Raw genomic sequence first — 20,837 nt, 5'->3', positions numbered from 1 at the left:
ACGAGGCCGATCGCAAAAGGTTACGAGATGTGGCATTCCATGACGGACAACCGCACAGCGAACCGGCAATATGGCGCTGCGACTTGTGGCGCGCCTAGGGGTTGGCTACCGTGGCCCACGGTTGCCATCAGGTCCATGACCGGGTGACAACGCGGTCAACCGGAGTTCACCTCGATCCTCGAACGCCGGTGACGGTCGCAACACTGACCCGACAACGGAGGGTGTGCGTGCGCCAGCGCCTGTCGTCTGAGCCCGATCGCTATCGAGGGCGACGACGCGTCCCCACACCCCCGCGCAGCCGCTACGCCGCCGTCGTCACCACCGCGTTCGTCGGCGCCGGCGTCGTCGCGCTCGGCGCGGGGGCTCTGCCGGACGCCAAGGCGGTCAGCCCGTCCGCACTCGCCGACCTGGAGAAGGCCGCCGCCACCAGTGAGGACCTGAGCGCCCGGGCCGCCGACGCCGAGACCGAGCGGGCTTCCCGGACCGACGAGCGGGAGGATGGCCTCGCCTCCACGCTGGCCGCCGCCCCGGAGGTCTGGCGGCTCCCGCTCGAGGAATACCACTTCACCTCGCCCTACGGGATGAAGTGGAACAAGCTGCACGCCGGCATCGACCTGGCCGCCGTCGAGGGCACGCCCTACAACGCGGTGCACGCCGGCACGGTGACCAAGGCCGGCTGGTACGGCGGATACGGCTACTGCGTGATCGTCCAGCATCCCGACGGCACCGAGTCGATCTACGGGCACTCGTCGAAGCTGCTGGTGAGCGAGGGGCAGGAGGTCAAGGCCGGCGATCCGCTCGGCCTGGTCGGCAACACCGGCCACTCCTACGGCTCCCACCTGCATCTCGAGCTGCATGTCAACGGCAAGCCGACGGACCCGATCCCCTACCTGCGGGACCGGGGAGTGGACATCCAGCTCCAGGTCGACGACCTTTACGGAGACGTACCCGTTTCCTGACTATCTGTAACGTCACTTTACTGCCCGATCGCTACCGTTCGGGCGGTTTTGATGTTTCCGGCACTTCGGAGAAGTTCCCTCCGTCACATCGGCCGCTGTGAGCCGCCACACAACGGCGGTACGCCGGAAAGCGCCCAACGGTTGGCATTTCCGGCGTAGCTCCGCGCACCGTGCCCCGCCCGCCGGTCCACTCCGGCGCCCCGACGGCGGTCGGGCACCGGCACGCCGCCACGATTTCCGGGTCCATGCCCGCCTCAGGAAGGGACCCGCGTCGTGCCGGAGACCGACCCGATCCAGCCCGAGCCGACCGATGACGCCGCGCCGACCGCCACGCCGACCGGCGACGCCGAGCCGACCGCTCGCACGACGTCGAGCGGTGACACGACGTCGAGCGGTGACACGACGTCGAGCGGTACTTCGCGTGGCCCCGGGCCGGGCGCGCGCCGCAGCCGCTCCGGCGTCGCCCGGCACCGGCTCGGCCGCCGCCGCCGCCCGTACCTCGTCCTCGGACTGGTCGCCCTGCTCGTTGTCGCGGTGGCCGGCGCGGTGACGGCGGTGACCGTCGGTGCGGGCAGTGACCGGGCGTCCGAGCGGGTCTCGGTGGCGGAGCAGGAGGCGGCCAGGGCCGCTGCCGCACAACGTGCCGACCGATCCGCGCGGGAGGGCATCCCCGAGGTCACCGCAGCCCCGCCGCCGAGCGCCGCCGCGACCGGCCCGTCCCCCAGCAGCACGCCGGCAACCGCCGGACCGGCCCGCAGCAGCAGCACGCCCGCGACGAAGGCGAGCCCGACCGCCAGCCGCGCGGCGCCGGCCTGGGTCGACCCGATGCCGGGCGCCGACGTCACCTCCTGTTTCGGTCCCCGCTGGGGGACGATGCACGCCGGCATCGACCTGGCGATGCCGGCGGACACCCCGATCCGGGCCGCCGGGGCCGGCACGGTGGTGAACGCGGGATGGGCCTTCGCCGGATACGGCATCTCCGTGGTCGTCGACCACGGCAACGGCTACCTGACCCACTATGCCCACCAGAGCCGGACGGTGGTCAGCGTCGGGCAGCGGGTCACCCCCGGCCAGGTGATCGGCTACGAGGGGGCCACCGGCGACGCCACCGGGCCGCACCTGCACTTCGAGGTGCACGAGGGGCTGTGGAACCAGATAGACCCGGCCCCCTGGATGCGGGCCCGCGGCGTCGACCTGGGCTGCTGACCGGTTCGCAGGTCTCCCGCGGTCGCTACTCGACGCGGGTGCGGTGGTCCTTGGCCAGGCCGTGCAGTGGGCATGGCTGTCTCGGCGCCCGAGGGCACAGGACCCACAGGTCGGTCGCCGTCGCCCGGTAGAGGCGGTACGGCGAGGAACCGGTCACGTCGTCCCGGGTCAGCGCGGTACCGCCCCGGTCGGCGGGCCCGGGGTACGCCTGCAGTCCGCGCTCGAGGTCGTCGCCGTGCAGTTCGCGTGCCGGCCCGACCGCGTACAGGGCACGACCGTGGTAGGGCCGGACGCTCGAGTCGAACACGACAATGCTCACCTGCGGGCGTTCGGTGAGGTTGCGTGAGTGCACGGCGTCGGTGTCGGAGCTCCAGTAGAACTCGCGGAGGCCCGATGCGGCGAAGTAGACCGGGGAGGTCCAGGGCCGGCCAGCCGAATCGACCGTGCCGAGGGTCAGGAACACGTTCGCATCAAGCAACGCTCGTGCGTGTGCGGTGATATCGTCCGCGGTCATCGTGAAGCGGCCTTCTGTCGGGGGGCTATCGGCGCACCTTGAACCTCAGGTGTAAAACCCGGTCGCCCTGGACGACCACGTGTGGATCCTCCAGCAGATGCTGCCCGTCGATGCTGCCGAAATAGCTCTTGCCCGACCCGAACACCACGGGCACCACATCCATCGCCACCTCGTCCACGAGTCCGGCCCCGAAGATCTGGCTGCCCACATTGCCGGCGTTCACGGCGACGTCCCGCTCCCCGGCGAGTTCCCTGGCCCGCTCGATCGCAGCGGTCACGTCATCGAGGAAGTGGTACGACGCCTCGGGGTGCCAGCCCTCGGGCTTGGGGCGGTGGGACACGACGACCACGTGGTCACCCACGGGCGGATGACCCTCCCAGCCGTTCACCAGGTCGAACAGGTGCCTGCCCAGCACGATGGTGCCGACGCGATCCCACATCGTCCGGACGTACACCGCCGATGCACGCGAGACCTTGAAACTGCTGCCCACTCCGGAATGATCGTACGGCTGATCGCCGCCTTCGGTGATCGGCGTGTCGCCGTTGAAGTACCAATCGTGGAGCGGCCCGACGTCGTCACGCTCGTCGGCGATGAAGCCGTCCACCGACACCACGTTGTGCATGATCACTGCGCCCACGAATTCTCCTCGGCATCTCCTTGGGTATTCGCCCCTGATCTTGTCGCTCCTCGGGCGACTGAGCTTGTAAAAAATCACACAGCGGGCATCGGACCGCTGTCCGGCGGGAACCCCTGCTCGGCCGGGAACCGGCGCCGCAGGGCCAGGTATTCGGTCGGAGTGTGGCCGGTGAAATCCTTGAACTCCCTACTGAAGTGGGCCTGGTCGAAGTAGCCCCCGCGGTGAGCGAGCTGCGACCAGTCGACCGGGCGCATGGCGTCCACGGAGAGGATCAGGCGCGCGAATCGGTAGATCCGCGCCATCCGCTTTGGAGTGATCCCGATGTGGGACTTGAACTGCGTGGCCAGGTGGGTGCCGCTCACCCCGGCGGCGTCGGTCAGCGCACCGATCGGGACCGCGCCGTGGAACGTCTCCAATCGCCCGCCCGTGCGCCGGACCAGGTCGAGGCCGCCCACGGGCGCCTCGGCAAGTCGCGACCGCAGCTCCTCCTCCAGCACCCGCAACGTCTCGATAGCCGATGCGACGCCGCCGACCTGGTTGCGAATCCGGTCCAGCGCCCCCTGCCAGACAGCGTCGACCGGCACCCACCGGTCCCGCAGCTCGGTCGCCGGCATGTCGACGAAAGGCGACATGCCCCAGGGTTTGAAGTGGACCCCGACCAGCCGGACCCGCGTGGGGTACTCGACAAGAAACCGCCTGGTCCACACGCCCACGAACCACCCGTCGGTGAAGAGCGCCGGTGGCACCGCAGGATCGGAATCCCAGACGCGGACGGGTTCCCCCAGGTTGACGAAGAGGTGTGCCGACGGCATCGGTGGGACGTTCATCCTGCGGTACCGCGGGGCCCCGGTCAGGTAGTAGATGTCGTCGATGAACCGGTCGAGCGGCGGGGCGGGCACCTGGCCGACGTATTCCACGAACCCTCCTCGACCCTGGCGGGGCCGTTCGTCGCCGACGGTGCTCAGAGTTTGTCGATCGGGGCGTGCCGGAGCACCAACCAGAGCGTCTGGTCGCCGAAGTCGATCTGGGCCCGGACACCCGGACCGTGTCCCTCGACCGCCAGCACCCGGCCGAGGCCGTACCGCTGGTGGTTGACCCGGTCCCCGACGGCGACCTTGGGCGGCTGCTTCAGCTCACTGGCGGTGCTGAGCCGACTGGCGTCGATGCCGAGCCGCGAGGCGAGCTGGGCGGCCTTCGGCGTACCCCCGGCGAAGCCGCCGCCCCGGTGTCCGCCGGAGCGCTCCTCGGCGCCGGACCGGCCACCCACGCCGCCGCCCGTCCCCGACCAGGAGGTGTACGCGGCGCCGGTGCGCTCCCAGCGGACCAGGTCGCCCGGCAGCTCGTCGACGAACCGGGACGGCGGGTTGTAGGAGGGCTGCCCCCAGGCCGACCGGGTCACCGCCCGGGAGAGGTAGAGCCGCTTGCGGGCCCGGGTGATCCCGACGTACGCCAGCCGGCGCTCCTCCTCCAGCTCCCGGTTGTCGCCGAGCGCGCGCAGGTGCGGGAAGACGCCGTCCTCCAGGCCGGTCAGGAAGACCACCGGGAACTCCAGGCCCTTGGCGGTGTGCAGGGTCATCAGGGTGACCACACCCTGGTGGTCGGGGTCGTCGGACGGCACCTGGTCGGCGTCGGCGACCAGCGCGACCTGCTCCAGGAAGCCGGCCAGGGTGGCGCCGGGGCCGTCCTCGTCGCCGGCGAGCGCCTCGACCCGCTCGGTGTACTCCCGGGCGACGCTCACCAGTTCCTGGAGGTTCTCCACCCGGCCGGCGTCCTGCGGGTCGATGCTCTCCTCCAGCTCGCCGAGGTAGCCGGAGCGGGTGAGGGCCGCCTCCAGCACCTCCTCCGGCAGGGCCGTTTCGGCCAACTCGCGCAACTCGTCGAGGAGTGAGACGAACTCGGCGATGGCGTTGGCGGCCCGGGTGGAGATGCCCGGCGCCTCGGCCGCCCGGCGCAGCGCGGCGCCGAACGAGATCCGGTCCCGGGTGGCCAGCGCCGCCACGCAGGCCTCGGCCCGGTCGCCGATGCCCCGGCGCGGGGTGTTCAGGATGCGCCGGATGCTGACCGTGTCGTCGTCGTTGACAACCGCGCGCAGGTAGGCCAGGGCGTCCCTGACCTCCTTGCGCTCGTAGAACCGGACCCCGCCGACCACCTTGTAGGGGAGGCCGACCCGGATGAAGACCTCCTCGAAGACCCGGGACTGGGCATTGGTGCGGTAGAAGACCGCGACGTCACCCGGACGGGCCGCACCGGCGTCGCAGAGCCTGTCGATCTCCCGGCCCACCCAGTCCGCCTCGGCGTGCTCGGTGTCGGCGACGTAGCCGACGATCTGCTCGCCGGCCCCCTCCTCGCTCCAGAGCCGCTTCGGCTTGCGCGAGCTGTTGCGCTCGATGACCGCGTTGGCGGCGTTGAGGATCGTCTGGGTGGAGCGGTAGTTCTGCTCCAGCAGGATGGTGCGGGCGTCGGTGAAGTCCCGCTCGAACTCGAGGATGTTGCGGATCGTGGCGCCCCGGAACGCGTAGATCGACTGGTCGGCGTCGCCGACCACGCAGAGCTCGGCGGGCTCCAACCCCGGCGTGCCGCCGACCAGCTCCTTGACCAGCGTGTACTGCGCGTGGTTGGTGTCCTGGTATTCGTCGACCAGAACGTGCCGGAAGCGACGACGGTAGCTCTCCGCGACGTGCGGGTGCGACTGGAGCAGGTGCACCGTCGTCATGATCAGGTCGTCGAAGTCCAGCGCGTGCGCCTCGGTCAGCCGCCGCTGGTAGAGCGTGTACGCCTCGGCGAGTGCCCGTTCGTTCGGCCCCGACGCCCGGGCGGCGAAGGTCTCCGGGTCGATCAGCTCGTTCTTCAGGTTGGAGACCTGGGTGGTCAGCCCGCGCGCCGGATAGCGCTTCGGATCGAGGTCGAGCTCGCGGGTGACAAGCTGCATCAGCCGGCGCGAGTCGTCGGCGTCGTAGATCGAGAACGTCGACTTCAGGCCGGCGTGCTCGTGCTCGGCCCGCAGGATGCGTACGCAGGCCGAGTGGAACGTCGAGACCCACATCAGCCGGGCCCGCCCCCCGACCAGCGCGGCGACCCGGTCCTTCATCTCACCGGCCGCCTTGTTGGTGAAGGTGATCGCGATGATCTGCCCCGGATGCACGTCCCTGGCGGCGAGCAGGTAGGCGATGCGGTGGGTGAGCACCCGGGTCTTGCCCGAACCGGCGCCCGCCACGATCAGCAGCGGCGAGCCCGAATGGGTCACCGCAGCCCGCTGCGGCCCGTTCAGCCCGGCCAGCAGGGCCTGCGGGTCGGCGGGCGAGGGCCGGCGGCGCGGCGCGTCCTCGGCCGGCGGGACGGAGGGCGGCGGGGGTTCGAAGAGAGCATGCATCGCCCCGCGAGTCTATGCCGCCGGGCGGACAAGGTACGCCTCCGCCGGGCCGTACGCCCCCGCCGGACCGTTGGGCGGGGATCGGCGATGTGCTTGCCAAGCCATCGCTGGCTGGGCATACTCAAGCCGTGATCCATCGGGTGCGGCCCTACTTTTACTACGGCTCCGGGAGTCCGGCAGCCGTGGGTCGCGCCTGAGACATGACCTACGAAAGCCCCGGGCTCCTGGAGCCCGGGGCTTTTAGCGTCGGGTTCCAGGCACCGGGGCCAACTGGCAGGGAGGACCCCATGGCGGCAGAGGTGGCAGCAGAGGTGGCGGAGCAACCCGTCGAGTCGAACGGTGCCGAGCCCGTTACCGGGACCAGCGCACCGGAAGCCTCGGAGCACATTCTCGGGCTACGCGGGCGGATCGACGAGATCGACCACGAGTTGATCGCGCTCTGGCGGGAGCGGGCCGCGCTCTCCCAGCAGGTCGGCCGGACCCGGATGGCCTCCGGCGGCACCCGGCTCGTCCTCTCCCGGGAGCGCGAGATCCTGGACCGCTTCCGGGAGGCGCTCGGCGCGGACGGCACCCAGCTCGCCCTGTTACTGCTCCGCGCCGGTCGCGGCCCGCTCTGAGCAGCCCACGCGCTCTGGACAGCCGACCCGCGCTTCCTGAGCAGCAGCCTGGTGACGCGGGCGGAGCCGGTTGACGCGGGCCCGGGACGCCGGCCGCATGGATGGCGGCCCGCGCCCCGGGCAGTGAGGAGGCGTTCTACTACCACCGGTGGCGGCCGGGTCAGGCCCACCACCGACGCCTGACCGGTCTAGTCGACCACGTGCGCGTGTACCACGTCCCGCTCCTCGGCGAAGTGGCACGCGCTCGGGTGCGCCGAACGCTCCCGCTCGACCAGTGCCGGCTCCTGGGTCGCGCAGATCTCCTGCGCCTTCCAGCACCGGGTCCGGAACCGGCACCCCGAGGGCGGGTTGGCCGGCGACGGCACGTCACCCTCCAGGACGATCTGGTCGCGCTGACCGCGCAGCGTCGGGTCCGGCACCGGCACCGCCGAGAGCAGCGCCTGGGTGTAGGGGTGCGTCGGCCGCTCGTAGATCTCGTCCTCGACGCCGATCTCCACGATCTTGCCGAGGTACATCACCGCGACCCGGTTGGCGATGTGCCGCACCACCGACAGGTCGTGCGCGATGAAGATGTACGAGAGCCCGAGCTCGTGCTGCAACTTCTCCAACAGGTTGATCACCTGGGCCTGGATCGACACGTCCAGCGCCGAGACCGGCTCGTCACAGACGATGATCTCCGGCTGCAACGCCAGCGCCCGGGCGATGCCGATCCGCTGCCGCTGCCCACCCGAGAACTGGTGCGGGTACCGGTTGATGTGCTCCGGGTTCAACCCGACAAGATCCAGCAGCTCCCGGACCCGCTGCTTCCGCTGCCCCGCCGGCACCACGTCCGGGTGGATGTCGAACGGCTCGCCGATGATGTCGCCGACCGTCATGCGCGGGTTGAGCGAGGTGTACGGGTCCTGCAACACCATCTGAATGTGACGCCGCGCCCGCCGCAGGGCACCGCCGGCCAGCCGGGTCATGTCCTGGCCCCGGACGTCGATCGAGCCGCTGGTCGGCTTCTCCAGCCCGACCAGCAGCTTGGCCAGCGTCGACTTGCCGCACCCCGACTCGCCCACCACGCCGAGGGTTTCGCCCCGGCGCAGTTGCAGGTCGACACCGTCGACCGCGCGCACCGCACCGATCTTCCGCTGGAAGACGATGCCCCGGGTGATCGGGAAGTGCTTGACCAGGTCGCGGGTCTCCAGCACCACGTCGTTACCTGACGGCTGGCTCATCGCCGACCACCTCCGTCCAGAAGTGGCAACGCGCCGTCCGGCCCGGTGCCACGTCGTACTGCTGCGGGGCCGGGTCGACCCGGCAGGCGTCGCGGGCGTACCCGCAGCGCGGGTGGAACGGGCAGCCGGCCGGGATCCGGGTCAGGTTGGGCGGCAGTCCCCGGATCACGTTGAGCTGCTGCCCCTTGTGGTCCAGCCGAGGAATGGACTCCAGCAGCGCCTTGGTGTAGGGGTGCGCCGGCCGGGCGTAGATGTCCAGCACCGGCGCCTCCTCGACCACCTTCCCGGCGTACATCACCGAGATCCGGTCGGCCACGTCGGCGACCACGCCCATGTCGTGGGTGATCAGGATCAGTCCCATGTTCCGCTCCCGCCGCAGCTCGGCGAGGAGGTTCATGATCTGCGCCTGCACGGTCACGTCCAGCGCCGTGGTCGGCTCGTCGGCGATCAGCACCTTGGGGTCCAGCGCCAGTGCCATCGCGATCATGACGCGCTGCCGCATGCCGCCGGAGAACTGGTGCGGATAGTCGTTGATCCGCTGCCGGGCGGCCGGGATCTTGACCATGTCGAGCAGCTCGATCGACCGCTTCTTCGCGTCGTGCCGGGACATCCCCCGATGCATCCGGAACAGCTCGCCGAGCTGGAACCCGACCGAGAAGACCGGGTTCAGCGCGGAGAGCGCGTCCTGGAAGATCATCGCGATGTGGTTGGCGCGTACCTTGCGACGCTGCTCCTCGGGGAGCTTGAGCAGGTCGACGCCGCGATAGCGGATCGCACCCCCGGTGACGAAGCCGGGCGGCGAATCGAGAATGCCCATGATCGCCTGGGCGGTGACGGACTTGCCGCAGCCGGACTCACCCAGGATCGCCAGCGTCTCACCGGGATCCAGGTACAGGTCCACCCCGTTGATCGCCTTGGCCACCCCGACCTGGGTACGGAACTCGACGCGCAGACCCTCGACCTCCAGCAGCCGGGCGGACGAGTCCAGCCCGGGCAGGACGTCGATCTCTGCCTTGATATCGGTCATGGGTCAGCTCACCGCAGCCTCGGGTCGAAGGCGTCGCGGATCGCGTCGCCGAGCATGATGAACGCCAGCACGGTCATGGCCAGGAAGACCGACGGCCAGACCAGCGGAGTGGCCGTCTCCCGGACGTACGGCGCCGCCGTCGAGATGTCGATGCCCCAGGAGATGGCGTTGCCCTTCAGGCCGACACCGAGGAAGGTCAGGGTGGCCTCGGTGGCGATGTTGATGCCGAGCAGGATGGTCAGCACCACCACGAAGGGCGCGGCCGCGTTCGGCAGGATGTGCCGGAACATCAGCCGCACCGGGCCGGCGCCCAGCATCCGGGCCGCCGCGACGTAGTCCTGGCTCTTGGCCGCGATCACCGACGAACGCATGATCCGGGCACCGGTGGTCCAGGTCAGCACCCCCAGGGTGAAGACCACCGCCCAGAAGCCCGAGTTCTGCGGGTCGGCGGAGAGCCGCCGGGCGAGCACGATCGCCGCGAGCAGGGTGGGGATGCCGAGCACGATGTCGATGCCGCGGGCGAGCAGGGCATCGATCCAGCCGCCGAAGTAGCCGGCCGCCATCCCGACGACCAGGCCGATCGTCCCGGCGATCAGGGTGGCGAAGAGCCCGATCAGCACCGAGTTGCGGGCACCGTGGATCGTCCGGGCGTAGACGTCACAGCCCTGGAAGTTGTAGCCGAAGATCGCCCCGCCGGAGGGCCCCTGGTGCTGCCGGGAGAGCGCGCAGGCACCCGGGTCGGCCGAGGTGAACAGGGTCGGGAAGGCCGCCATCGTGACGACCAGCACGACCAGCACCGCGGCTCCCCAGAAGATCCAGTTCCGGCGCAGGTCGTCCCAGGCGTCGCCGGTCAGGCTGCGTGGCTTCTCCGGTCCGGCCTCCGGGGCTCCGGGCGGGCCTCCGGGTATGGCATCGGCCTCGGCCTTGGCCGCAGATTCGACGTTACTCATCGGGCGCCTCGCTCACTCTTGCCCGCCATCTCGCTACGCTCCGCGCCGCCATCAGGCACACACGCGCTGAGCCGGCGGTTTCGCTTACTCATAACGGATCCTCGGGTCGAGGACCGCGTACAGCAGGTCGACGATCAGGTTGACCACCAGGAAGACGATCACCAGGATGCTGACGAACCCGACCACCAGCGGCCCGTCCTCGGTGCGGATACCCCGGAACAGGTTGAAGCCGACGCCCGGGATGTTGAAGACACCCTCGGTGACGATCGCGCCGGCCATCAGTTGCCCCAGGTCGAGACCGATCAGCGTCACGACCGGGATCAGCGAGTTGCGCAGCACGTGGACGCCGATCACCCGCCGGTTCGCCAGGCCCTTGGCCCGGGCGGTGCGGACGTAGTCCGAGCGGAGGTTCTCCGCGACCGACGCCCGGGTGACCCGGATCTGGGTGGCGATGACCAGACAGCTCAGCACCACCGCCGGAAGGATGAGTTGGTAGAACCCGGGTTCGGCACCGGCTGTCGCGGGAAACCACCGCAACTGCACGCCGAAGATGAGCTGCGCCAGCGGCGCCAGCACGACGATCGGCAGGGAGAGCAGGATCAGCGTGATGATCAGCGTGGTGTTGTCGAAGAGCCCACCGCGCCGGATCCCGGAGATGATGCCGGCAGTGACGGCGAAGAGCGCCGAGATGATGATCGCGAAGACGGCGAGCCGGATGGTCACCGGCCAGGCCTGCTGCATCATGTCGGCGATCGGCCGGTTGGTCAGCGAGATGCCGAAGTCCCCGGTCAGCAGGCCGCGCATGTAGTGGCCATATTGGAGGATGAACGGATCGTCCAGATGGTACCTTTCGGTGAGCGCCTGCCGGACGTTCTCCGGCAGTGGTCGCTCACCCGCCAGAGCCTGGAGCGGGTCGTCCTGGTTGGCGAACATCAGCGCGTACACGATGAAGGTGGCCCCGAAAAACGTCAGGACCCCCTGCAGCACGCGCCGCACGAAGTAGCGGAACATATCCCAAGTCCTTAGCGAGACGAGCATCGGCGACTGCCTGGTGGGCAGCAGACCGTGATGCGCACGGTAGCGACTGCAGCCCCACCGGTCCGATGGCGGGCCGGTGAGGCTCGCACGGACGGTCCGATCCGACCCGGGTTTGGCCGGGTGGACCGGACCGTCCGTGACGTGGAGCAGTCAGGTCAGCTCGTCGCCTCGATCTTGAGGAGCTCGACCTTCTGGAACTTGTCGACCTCGACGTTCTTGACCCGCTCCGAGTGGCCGTAGACGTTCTGGCCGAGCCGCAGCGGAATCACCGGCATGTCGCGGGCGAGGATGTCCTCGGCCTGCTGCCAGAGCTTGATGGCCTCTTCCTCGGTCGGCGCGGCCGAACCCTGCTTGACCAGGTTGTCGAACTCCGGGTTGCTGTAGCCGTAGTAGTTCGACGAACCGTTGGTCCCGTACAGCGGGCCGAGGTAGTTCTCCATCAGCGGGTAGTCCATGATCCAGCCGAGCCGGATCATGCCGACGTCTTCCTTGTTCTCGACCTTGGTGAGCAGGTCGGCGAACTTGGGCTCGCCGACACCGACGCAGTCGACGCCGAGGTTGGCCTTGAGCTGGTTGCAGGTCGCGTCGACCCACGGCTTGTGACCACCGTCGGCGTTGTACGTGATCTTGATCTGCGCCGGGCCGCCCGCGGCCGCGTAGTCCGCCTTGGCCTTGGCCGGGTCGTAGGTGCACGGCTCGCCGCAGCTGTTCTCGCGGTAGCCGGCCACCGCCGGGGAGACGAACGAGGTCGCCGGGCTCTGCGAGCCACGGAAGATGTTGTCGGTGATCTCCTTGCGGTTGATCGCCATGGAGATCGCCTTGCGGACCTCGACCTTCGAGTACTGCGGGAGGAAGGTCGGGAAGCCGACGAACTGGAAGAGCGAGTTCGGGCCGGTCTTGAAGCGGTCACCCAGGTCGGCCGGGGCCTGCGCCAGGTTCTCGATCGGAATCTGGGTCACCACGTCCAGGGCGCCACCCATCAGGTCGGCGTACTGGGCGGTCTGCTCCTGGTAGATCTTGTAGTTGACGCCGCCGACCTTGGGCTTGTCGCCCGGGTAGGCGTCGTAGCGCTCGACCTCGATCTTCGAGTCGTGCTGCCAGGTGCCCTTCATCTTGAACGGGCCGTTACCGATCGGCGCCTGCTCGAAGTCCTCCTTGAGCACACCCTCGGAGGCCCACGCCGCCTGCGGCAGCGGGTAGAAGACGGTGTAGCCCATCACCGAACGCCAGCCGGAGAACGGCTCGGTCAGCGTCACCGTGAAGGTGAGGTCGTCGACCTTCTTGAGGCCGGTCATGGTCTTCGCCTTCGGCTCCGGAGCCTTCTGCGGGCCCTCTTCGCCGTCCGGGTCCTTGGACTGCAGGTCGTTGTAGCCCTCGATGCGCTCGTAGAAGTACGAGCCGCCGTTGCCGTTCGGGCCGTACGCGCCGTGGTTCCACGCGTTGATGTAGCTGTCGGAGGTCACCTTCTCGCCGTTGTGGAAGGTGTAGCCGTCCTTCAGCTTGATCGTCCAGACCTTGTTGTCCGTCGACTCCACCGACTCGGCGGCGACCAGGTACGGCTCGTTGTCGGCGTCGAAGTCCACGAGCGGGCTGAAGAGCGCAGCCAGCACCTCGGCACCGTTGGACTCGGTGGTGTTGGAGGGGATCAGGTGCTGCGGCTCGCCGATGCCGATCGACACCAGGGCGTCGGCCGCCGAGGTCTCGTCATCGCCGCCACCGCAGCCTGCCGCCAACAACATTATGGCGGTCGCTCCGACCGCCATCTTTAACGGGAATTGCCCGCGCATGAGTGAAGCCTCCTCAGGGCGCTCACGAGGGACTGTGAGGTGACTGACACTGTGACACTGAGCTGCCTAGCGCGGAAAGGTGCCGTTATCAACCCGTTAGTTGCGGGGCAATGTTTCCGGTGCGTGTACGAGCCACCCCGGCGCCTCTCCAATATGGCTCTGAGCTGGGAAAACGTCGCCAGCAACAGTTACGTTGCTGGATGCCGACCCGGCACGCTGTGACCTTCCCCGCGTCACTTCGGGCGCTCTCCGATGTCAAGCGCATACCTGCCGTGTTCGGCCGTTCGGGCAACGCGACCCCGGACGGACGGGCAGCCGACAGGTGCCGGGATAGCGAGATTCATCGATGTAGGCTATCTGAACGTCATCGACCGGGCACCCTCCGCTCGACCGATGTCCTACCGGCGGATCCGCCGATGGCGCGCCGCGTGCCGACGGTCGTGCGACTCGGCAGCAACCGCTGGCCGCACCCGGCCGCCGGATCAGACCAGGCGGCGGTCGGCGGCCCAGCGGGAGAGTTCGTAGCGGTTGGACATCTGCAGCTTGCGCAGCACGTTCGAGACGTGTGTCTCCACCGTCTTGATCGAAATGAACAACTCCTTGGCGATCTCCTTGTAGGCGTAGCCCCGGGCGAGCAGCCTGAGCACCTCCCGCTCGCGGTTGGTGAGCTGGTCCAGCTCCGGGTCCGCGACCGGCGCGTCCGGCCGGGAGGCGAAGGAGTCCAGCACGAACCCGGCCAGCCGAGGGCTGAAGACCGCGTCACCGTCGGCTACCCGGCGGATGGCGGCGGTCAGCTCGTCCGGCGAGATCGTCTTGGTGACGTACCCCCGGGCACCCGCCCGGATCAGCCCGATCACGTCCTCCGCCGCGTCCGAGACGCTCAGTGCCAGAAAACGCACCTCCGGGCGGGTACGCCGGACCGCCTCCAGCACCGCCCGACCGCCCCCGTCCGGCATGTGTACGTCGAGCAGCACCACGTCCGGCTCGGTCGCCGCGATCCGGGTGATCGCCTCGGTCACCGTGCTGGCCTCGCCCACCACCTCGACGTGCGCACCCAGCTCGGCCCGTACGCCGGCCCGGAACATCGCGTGGTCGTCGACGAGGAAGACCCGCAGCGGCTGCGGCTCCGAGATGCCCTCCTGCGCCGGCCCCGTCGTCTCGACCATGATTCTTACCTGTCCTTTCCTGCTGCTGCGCTCTCCCGCGGAATCGGCAGGAAGAGTCGCACCTCGGTACCGTCCCCCGGCGCGCTGCGGATCTCGGCCCGCCCACCGTGCCGCTTCATCCGCCCGACGATCGAGCCCCGTACGCCGTGCCGGTGTTCCTCAACGGTAGTCGGATCGAAGCCCGCGCCCCGGTCCCGGACGAAGACGCTGACCTGCTCCGGCTCGACCTCGGCGTAGAGCGACACCGTCTGCACCTTCGCGTGCCGGGCGGCGTTGACGAGTGCCTCCCGGGCCGCGGCCACCAGCGCGCCGACCCGTTCGTCGGTTTCCCGGTCGCCGACCACCACCGCCTCCACCGTGATCGCGAAGGTGTCCTCCACCTCGGCAGCGGCCTGCTCCAGCGCTGCGGCGAACCGCTCGCTGGGAGAACCGGTCGGCCGGTACAGCCAGTTCCGCAGCGACCGCTCCTGCCCCCGGGCGAGCCGCTGGACGGTCTTGACGTCGGCCGCGTTGCGCTGGATCAGGGCGAGGGTGTGCAGCACCTGGTCGTGGATCATCGCGGCCAACTCGGCCCGCTCCTGCTCCCGGATCCGTCCCTCCCGCTCCGCCCGCAGCTGGTTGTAGGTCCGCCAGAGCACCGGCGCGGCCACCACGGCGACCCCGGCGAGCGCGACGAGGGCGAAGATCACGCCGTTGATCACGGCGTCGAAGTTGCCCTGCGGGCGGTACACCGCCACCACGCCGATCAGGCCGACAGCGACCAGCACCCCGCCACCGATGAACCGCAGGATGAAGGCCCGACGGTCGCTCTCCGCCACCACCGCGCCGAGCCACGGCACCGGCAGTGACCGCTCCCACTGCCAGCGGCGCTCCGGCGCGGACTGGTGCCAGATCACCCCGGCACCGACCGCGATGATCGACACCAACCAGCCGGCCGTCCCGGCCACCCCGCCCGACTTGAACGCCAGCACCTCGATCAGGATCACGCCGAGGCCGATAGCGACGAACGGCAGCAGTTGGAAGACGTTGCGCCGGGGTGGGGCACCGCCGGGCAACGGCGGCACCACCGCCCAGAACGCCGCGTAGAGCAGCAGGCCGAGCCCGCTGAACCCGAGCAGCAGGAGGAACACCATCCGCACCCAGACCGCACGGACGCCCAGGTGCAGGGCGATCCCGGCGGCCACCCCGGCGACCATGCGGTGATCGCGGGCGCGGTACAGCCGGGGTGGCTCGGTCACGGCGCGGATAGTCGGGCTCCTCGGGCGTCGGGTGGGTCCCAGGTGGTGGCTGGTCCCAGGTGGTGGAGGGCGCGCTCCGATCGTCACACGCGCCCCGCTCGGCGGCCATGGGGACTCCCCGGACTTTGCCGGCGAGATATCTCAGGGTGGGCTCAGGGTCACCGCCGGAGGCCGCCGGAGCATGACCGACGGAGGATCTGAGCATGACCGACGACGCTGCCGCCCGCGGAACGCCTGGTCCGGTGGGCGGCCCTGACCGAGCGGACAGCCCGGGCCCCGCTCAGGAGCGGCCCGGGGTGCCGGATCCCGGGGTGCCGGATCCCGGCGCTGCCGGCCCACCACCGGCCGAGCCGCGGGACCGCCCGCCCCCCGGAACAGCCTGGCCACCGCCGCCCGGCGACACCCCACCCCCCGGAGCGGGCGGATCCACTCCGCCCGGAGCCGGTGGCCCACCACCTTCCGGACCCGGCGGACCCACAGCACCCGGACCCGGCGAGCCACCACCTGGAGGCGGCGGACCGGAGTTCGGATTCGCCTACCGGTACAACCTCGTCCGGCCACGCGAGGGTCGCTACCTGGCCGGCGTCTGCGCCGCGATCGGCCGGGCCACGAACAGCGACCCGATCCTCTGGCGGGTCCTCCTCGCCGTACTCGGCTTCTTCGGCGGCATCGGCATCCTGGTGTACCTCGCCGCCTGGCTGGTCATTCCGTCCGAGGGTGACAGCGCCTCACCGGTGGAGTCGATGCTGGGCCGGGGCCGGTCGAGCATGTCCCCGGTCACGGTGCTGGTGCTCGGGATCGTCGTCGCGGTGCTCTTCGGCTTCATCGTCACCGACACCTTCCGGGCCGTCCTGCTCGGCGCAGCCGTCCTCATCACCGGCGCACTGCTGCTCAACCGGGACCGGGACCGGGGACGGGCCGGGGTGTACTGGCAACCGGGCACCGCGCCACCACCGCCGCCGGGCTATCCACCGCCGGGTACCGGCCACCCGGTGCCGCCGGGGACCGGGCCCGGATATCCGGGCTGGTACCCGCCGGCCGCGCAACCGCCCACCGCACCGGGCTATCCGGCGGGGGCCACGACGGCCACCGCCCCGCCACCGCCGGCACCGGGCTGGGCTGCGCCCGGCTGGGCAGCACCCGGATGGCCGACCGTGCCGCCGGCGGTCGCGCCGACCGGCGCGCAGCCGGCCGTGCCGCCCGTGCCCGGGGGCTACCGGGCACCGTTCGCGCCGCACGGCCCGTACGCCACCGCGCGGCCGGTCCCACCACCACCGCCGCCACCGCCGAGGGTGAAGGAGCCGAAGCGGCCACGCGAACGCTCGGCGCTGGGCGGTGCCACCTTCTCGATGATCTTCGTGGCGATCGGCCTGGTCGCGATCCTCGACCTGACGAACGCGATCCGGATCGCGCCGTCCACCTACTTCGCCGCCGTCCTGGTGACGATCGCCATCGGGCTGCTGGTCGGCGCCTGGTTCGGCCGAGCCCGCTGGCTGATAGCCCTCGGGCTGGTCGCGGCCTTTGCCCTTGGCATCTCCACCGTGGCCGAGTCGCAGACCGGGCTCCAGCACGAGGAGGACGTCCTCTGGGCGCCAGCCAGCTACGCCGTGCTCGCCGACCGCTACGAGACCCGGCTCGGCAAGGCCACGCTGGACCTGACCCGGATCGACTTCACCGGTCAGGACGCCCGGGTGAGCGTCGACGTCGACCTCGGTGAGGTGAAGGTGATCCTGCCGGCCACCGTCGACGTGACCGTACGGCTCGATGTGAACGCGGGGGACGCCCTGGTCCTGGACCACCGGTACGGCCACTTCAACGGCAGCCCGCGCGAGGTGACCGACCTCGGCGAGGACGGAGCCGGCGGTGGCAAACTGCTGCTCGACCTGTCGGTCGATGCCGCCACTGCGGAGGTGACACGATGAAGGCGCACCGCACCGACGGGGTGTCGCTGACGTTCGCCCTGATCTTCCTCGCCATCGCCACCTGGTGGCTGTTCGCGCAGCTCATGCACCTCACGCTGCCGGCCATCGGCTGGTTGGTGGCGGCGGGCCTGATCGGGGTCGGCGCACTGGGGCTGGTCGGCGTTCTCCGGGCGAACCGGTCGGGGCGGCAGCCGGCGACAGAGCCGGCCGGGCCGACGGTCACGGAACCGGCCCGGTCGACCGATACCGGGTCGGCCCGACCGACCGGCCCGGACCGGGGCGGAGCGATCGACCCGGACCAGACCCGACCGACCGACCCGGACCCGGTCGCTCCGGTCGCTCCGGTCGACCCGGTCGACCCGGTCCCGACCGCATCAACCGCACCCGACCCCAACTGGCGGTTCGACCGCGACCCGGCCGAGCAGATCGACGTCGACCGGCCCACCGCCGAGTTGTACCCCCGGGGTGCCACCGAATCGTTCCCGCGGCCCACCGACACGTTCTCCGGCGGGCAGGACGGCGACGACGGGCCGCGTCGGGAAGGGCCGGCCGGCAACCTCCCCGGAGATGCCCCCGGAACAGGCAGGGGCACCGAGCGGCCCACGTGATCGGTGCGGCGGAATCGGGCGGTGCCTAGACTGGCCGGCGGAGGTTTCCCTCCGCCGGCCGATCACGTGCCGCAGCCGCGAACCGCCCACCGCGTAGCCCGCGCCGGCATCGGCAGCCGTCCGTCCTGACCTCGCGAGGAGCCCGCCCGAGATGACCCAGTCCCCCGCCGGACGCGCCACCGGCCCAGGCCGTCCGGTCCGCGTCGGCGAGCGCGCCGCCCGCGTCCTCACCGCCGAGACCTCCCGGCACCAGGGCCCGAAGACCACCCTGCTGGTCGGGGCCACCACCGACTCGCCGGTACTGGCCGCAGCGCTCGACGCGCAGCTGCACGACGACGTGCTCACCGTCGTACCGGCGGACGCGCTCGCCGCGGACCAGCTCCGGGAGCACCTCGGGACGCTCGGGCAGTGGACCACCAACCGGGTACGGGTGGTCGACTCGCTGATCGAGGCGGACGCGGCGGACGTCGTGATCGCTGCCGAGCCGTTGACCGGCACCGCCGAGGAGACCCGGGCCACGCTGGACGGCCTGACCAAACACCTGACCGGCGGCGGCGTGCTCAGCGTGCTGGCGCCGGCGCTGCCCGGCCGGTCCCCGGGTGCCGTCGCCGAGCTCGACCGGCAGAGCGCCCTGTTCGGCGTCGCCACCGACCTCGTCCTGGTCAACCAGCCTCCGGTCCGGGTGCACCGGCTCCGGTTCACCCCGGCCGACGTGTCGGTCGCGGCCCGGCTGGCACCCGCCTACCGCACGTCGAGCGTGCCGCTGACCCGGCGGATGCACATCGACTCCAACGGGATCGCCGCGGCCGGCATCGCGTTGGGACTCGCCGCGATCACCCGGATCACCCGGCCGAAGTCCCGGCTCTGGCTGGTGCCCGCACTCGCCGCCGGTCCGGTGGCCGCCTTTTTCCGGGACCCGGAGCGGGACGTACCGGACGACGGGTCCGCCGTCGTCGCCGCCGCCGACGGTCAGGTCCTCTCCGTGCAGCGGCTCCGGGACGAGCGCTTCGGCGACGGCGAGTTCCTCCGGATCGCGGTCTTCCTCTCCGTGCTGGACGTGCACGTCAACCGCTCGCCGGTGGCGGGCAAGGTGGTCGACTACTTCGTCTCGGACGGCGGTTTCGCCGCCGCGATGAAGCCGGACGCCGAGCACAACGTCGCCGCGTACACGGTGCTGGACACCGATCACGGCACCGTGGTGGTGGCCCAGCGGACCGGCCTGGTCGCCCGGCGGATCGTGCAGCGGGCCCCGGTCGGTGCGCTGCTGGCCCGGGGCGAACGGTTCGGCCTGATCCGGTTCGGCTCGCGGACCGACGTCTACCTGCCCGCCGACGCGGCCGAGCCGGTGGTCGGCCCGGGCGAACGGGTGATCGGCGGGTCCTCGATCATCGCCCGCTGGCGCTGACCGTCCCGGCCACCGACGGCGGCGACGTGCCCCTGTGTCACGTGCCGCAGGGTCCACGGAAGGGACTCTGCGGCACGGGCCGTCGTCTTCCGGTCGGTCAGACGGTCCGGCGCAGCCGGGTCACACGGTACGGCGCTGGCGGAGCCAGACCAGCGGCCCGCTGACCAGGTAACCGACCACCAGGAGCGCGAAGGTGAGCCTGATGTCGATCAGGGCACCGATCACCGGGACCAGCCACACCCACGGCGGAAACTTGATCAACCGCGCCAGTTTGGCGTACGGGAAGCTGGAGACCATGGCGAAGGCGAGCAGTCCCATGCCGGCCACCTGGATCTCGCCTGAGACGGGCAGGCCGATCAGCACCGCCAGGGCGAGGACCGCCGCGGCCATCGTGGTCGGTACCCCGCAGAAGAACCGGCCGTCCTTCGGCGACACGTTGAACCGGGCGAGCCGCACCGCCGCGCACCCCGCCACGAGCGCGCAGGCCACGCCGGCAGCCGAGGTCGAGACCGAGCCCACCAGCGAGGCGTAGACCACCACCGGGGCGGCCAGGCCGAACGAGCACATGTCGGCCAGCGAGTCCATCTGGGCGCCGAACGGGCTGGCCACGCCCATCTTGCGGGCCAGCGCCCCGTCGAGTCCGTCGAACGCGACGCAGGCGATCAGGCAGTACGCCGCGACCCGCACGTCGCCCTGCATCGCCTGGAAGATGGCGAGCAGCCCGAGGGTCAGGCTGGCCAGGGTGCAGGCGTTCACCACCGCGAACTTGATCCGGCGGGCCGCGGTCCGCTCGCCGGGCAGGAGCGGGACCGCCATGGCGGAGTCGGGAGCGTCGACCGGCTCAGCCGGGCCGACCGGCTCAGCCGGGCCGACCGCCGGACTCACCGGCACGACCGACTCGATCTCGGCGGCGGAGAGCCGGCCAACCCCGTACGGGTCGTGCCGGGCGGGGTCGTCGCGGTAGAGGCGGCGGTCGGACAGCACGAGGGCGCCGGTGCCGCCACCCAGGCTCTGCTCCCGGCGTCCTACCCGGACCAGCAACACCTGCCGGGCGAACGCACCGCTACGGCGCAGCCGTCCCGCCCACCGGCGCCCTGCGGGGCGCGGGCTCTCCGACGTGCGACGCCGACGCCATGGGGCTCTCGGCACTCTTCCTCCATCACCGGATCAACG

The 20,837-nt window shown here is 70.8% G+C and carries 18 protein-coding genes; 6 read left to right on the top strand and 12 right to left on the bottom strand.

Annotation, left to right across the window (positions count from 1 at the left end; genetic code table 11):
* Window positions 1-227 precede the first annotated feature (227 nt).
* Window positions 228-959, top strand: a complete 732-nt coding sequence (locus tag ACN28C_RS10145; RefSeq protein WP_422773243.1) for a M23 family metallopeptidase — start codon at window positions 228-230, stop codon at window positions 957-959.
* A 273-nt stretch (window positions 960-1,232) separates the two neighbouring features.
* Window positions 1,233-2,165: a M23 family metallopeptidase gene (locus ACN28C_RS10140; protein WP_422773242.1), complete on the top strand. Its 933-nt coding sequence runs from the start codon at window positions 1,233-1,235 to the stop codon at window positions 2,163-2,165.
* Between the two features lie 25 nt (window positions 2,166-2,190).
* On the opposite strand, the gene ACN28C_RS10135 is transcribed toward ACN28C_RS10140, so the two are convergent.
* The 4 genes from ACN28C_RS10135 to pcrA all read right to left on the bottom strand — a co-directional run bounded on the left by ACN28C_RS10135 (window position 2,191) and on the right by pcrA (window position 6,686).
* A complete protein-coding gene (locus tag ACN28C_RS10135; RefSeq protein ID WP_422773241.1) occupies window positions 2,191-2,679 on the bottom strand; it encodes a pyridoxamine 5'-phosphate oxidase family protein in 489 nt (162 codons plus the stop codon).
* Between the two features lie 25 nt (window positions 2,680-2,704).
* A complete protein-coding gene (locus ACN28C_RS10130) occupies window positions 2,705-3,316 on the bottom strand; it encodes a dihydrofolate reductase family protein (RefSeq protein WP_422773240.1) in 612 nt (203 codons plus the stop codon).
* Window positions 3,317-3,390: 74 nt separating this feature from the next.
* Window positions 3,391-4,233 (bottom strand): helix-turn-helix domain-containing protein, encoded by an 843-nt coding sequence (locus ACN28C_RS10125; protein WP_422773239.1) that lies wholly within the window; start codon window positions 4,231-4,233, stop codon window positions 3,391-3,393.
* A gap of 44 nt (window positions 4,234-4,277) precedes the next feature.
* Entirely contained in the window at window positions 4,278-6,686 is a 2,409-nt protein-coding gene (pcrA, locus tag ACN28C_RS10120; RefSeq protein WP_422773238.1) for a DNA helicase PcrA, read from the bottom strand.
* 287 nt (window positions 6,687-6,973) lie between these two features.
* On the opposite strand from pcrA, the gene ACN28C_RS10115 reads away from it, so the two are divergent.
* A complete protein-coding gene (locus tag ACN28C_RS10115) occupies window positions 6,974-7,303 on the top strand; it encodes a chorismate mutase (RefSeq protein WP_422773237.1) in 330 nt (109 codons plus the stop codon).
* Window positions 7,304-7,491: 188 nt separating this feature from the next.
* On the opposite strand, the gene ACN28C_RS10110 is transcribed toward ACN28C_RS10115, so the two are convergent.
* The 7 genes from ACN28C_RS10110 to ACN28C_RS10080 form a co-directional block, all read right to left on the bottom strand.
* Complete coding sequence (locus ACN28C_RS10110) at window positions 7,492-8,523, bottom strand: ABC transporter ATP-binding protein (protein WP_422773236.1); 1,032 nt, start codon at window positions 8,521-8,523, stop codon at window positions 7,492-7,494.
* The gene (locus tag ACN28C_RS10105; protein WP_421495222.1) at window positions 8,504-9,550 is read right to left on the bottom strand and encodes an ABC transporter ATP-binding protein; all 1,047 of its coding nucleotides are present in this window, start codon (window positions 9,548-9,550) and stop codon (window positions 8,504-8,506) included. The genes ACN28C_RS10110 and ACN28C_RS10105 overlap by 20 nt, the downstream gene beginning before the upstream one ends.
* A gap of 8 nt (window positions 9,551-9,558) precedes the next feature.
* Complete coding sequence (locus tag ACN28C_RS10100; RefSeq protein ID WP_421495223.1) at window positions 9,559-10,500, bottom strand: ABC transporter permease; 942 nt, start codon at window positions 10,498-10,500, stop codon at window positions 9,559-9,561.
* A gap of 84 nt (window positions 10,501-10,584) precedes the next feature.
* A complete protein-coding gene (locus ACN28C_RS10095) occupies window positions 10,585-11,511 on the bottom strand; it encodes an ABC transporter permease (RefSeq protein WP_421495224.1) in 927 nt (308 codons plus the stop codon).
* A gap of 182 nt (window positions 11,512-11,693) precedes the next feature.
* Window positions 11,694-13,325 (bottom strand): peptide ABC transporter substrate-binding protein, encoded by a 1,632-nt coding sequence (locus ACN28C_RS10090; RefSeq protein WP_422773235.1) that lies wholly within the window; start codon window positions 13,323-13,325, stop codon window positions 11,694-11,696.
* Between the two features lie 482 nt (window positions 13,326-13,807).
* Window positions 13,808-14,491, bottom strand: a complete 684-nt coding sequence (locus ACN28C_RS10085) for a response regulator (protein WP_422773234.1) — start codon at window positions 14,489-14,491, stop codon at window positions 13,808-13,810.
* A gap of 5 nt (window positions 14,492-14,496) precedes the next feature.
* Window positions 14,497-15,729, bottom strand: a complete 1,233-nt coding sequence (locus ACN28C_RS10080) for a PspC domain-containing protein (RefSeq protein ID WP_422773233.1) — start codon at window positions 15,727-15,729, stop codon at window positions 14,497-14,499.
* A 203-nt stretch (window positions 15,730-15,932) separates the two neighbouring features.
* Between ACN28C_RS10080 and ACN28C_RS10075 the strand changes: the two genes are divergently transcribed.
* The 3 genes from ACN28C_RS10075 (at window position 15,933) to ACN28C_RS10065 (ending at window position 19,664) form a co-directional block, all read left to right on the top strand.
* Window positions 15,933-17,651 carry a PspC domain-containing protein gene (locus ACN28C_RS10075; protein WP_422773232.1) on the top strand — a complete coding sequence of 573 codons (1,719 nt, stop codon included), beginning with the start codon at window positions 15,933-15,935 and terminating at the stop codon, window positions 17,649-17,651.
* A complete protein-coding gene (locus tag ACN28C_RS10070; RefSeq protein ID WP_422773231.1) occupies window positions 17,648-18,259 on the top strand; it encodes a hypothetical protein in 612 nt (203 codons plus the stop codon). Before ACN28C_RS10075 ends, ACN28C_RS10070 begins: the two co-directional genes overlap by 4 nt.
* Window positions 18,260-18,410: 151 nt before the next feature.
* Window positions 18,411-19,664 carry a phosphatidylserine decarboxylase gene (locus tag ACN28C_RS10065; RefSeq protein ID WP_422773230.1) on the top strand — a complete coding sequence of 418 codons (1,254 nt, stop codon included), beginning with the start codon at window positions 18,411-18,413 and terminating at the stop codon, window positions 19,662-19,664.
* Window positions 19,665-19,784: 120 nt separating this feature from the next.
* On the opposite strand, the gene ACN28C_RS10060 is transcribed toward ACN28C_RS10065, so the two are convergent.
* Window positions 19,785-20,738 (bottom strand): CDP-alcohol phosphatidyltransferase family protein, encoded by a 954-nt coding sequence (locus tag ACN28C_RS10060; RefSeq protein ID WP_422774605.1) that lies wholly within the window; start codon window positions 20,736-20,738, stop codon window positions 19,785-19,787.
* Window positions 20,739-20,837: the final 99 nt, after the last annotated feature.

The sequence above is a fragment of the Plantactinospora sp. WMMC1484 genome, assembly GCF_049315195.1.
GTDB lineage: Bacteria > Actinomycetota > Actinomycetes > Mycobacteriales > Micromonosporaceae > Plantactinospora.
This window is presented reverse-complemented; position numbering and strand designations above follow the sequence as displayed.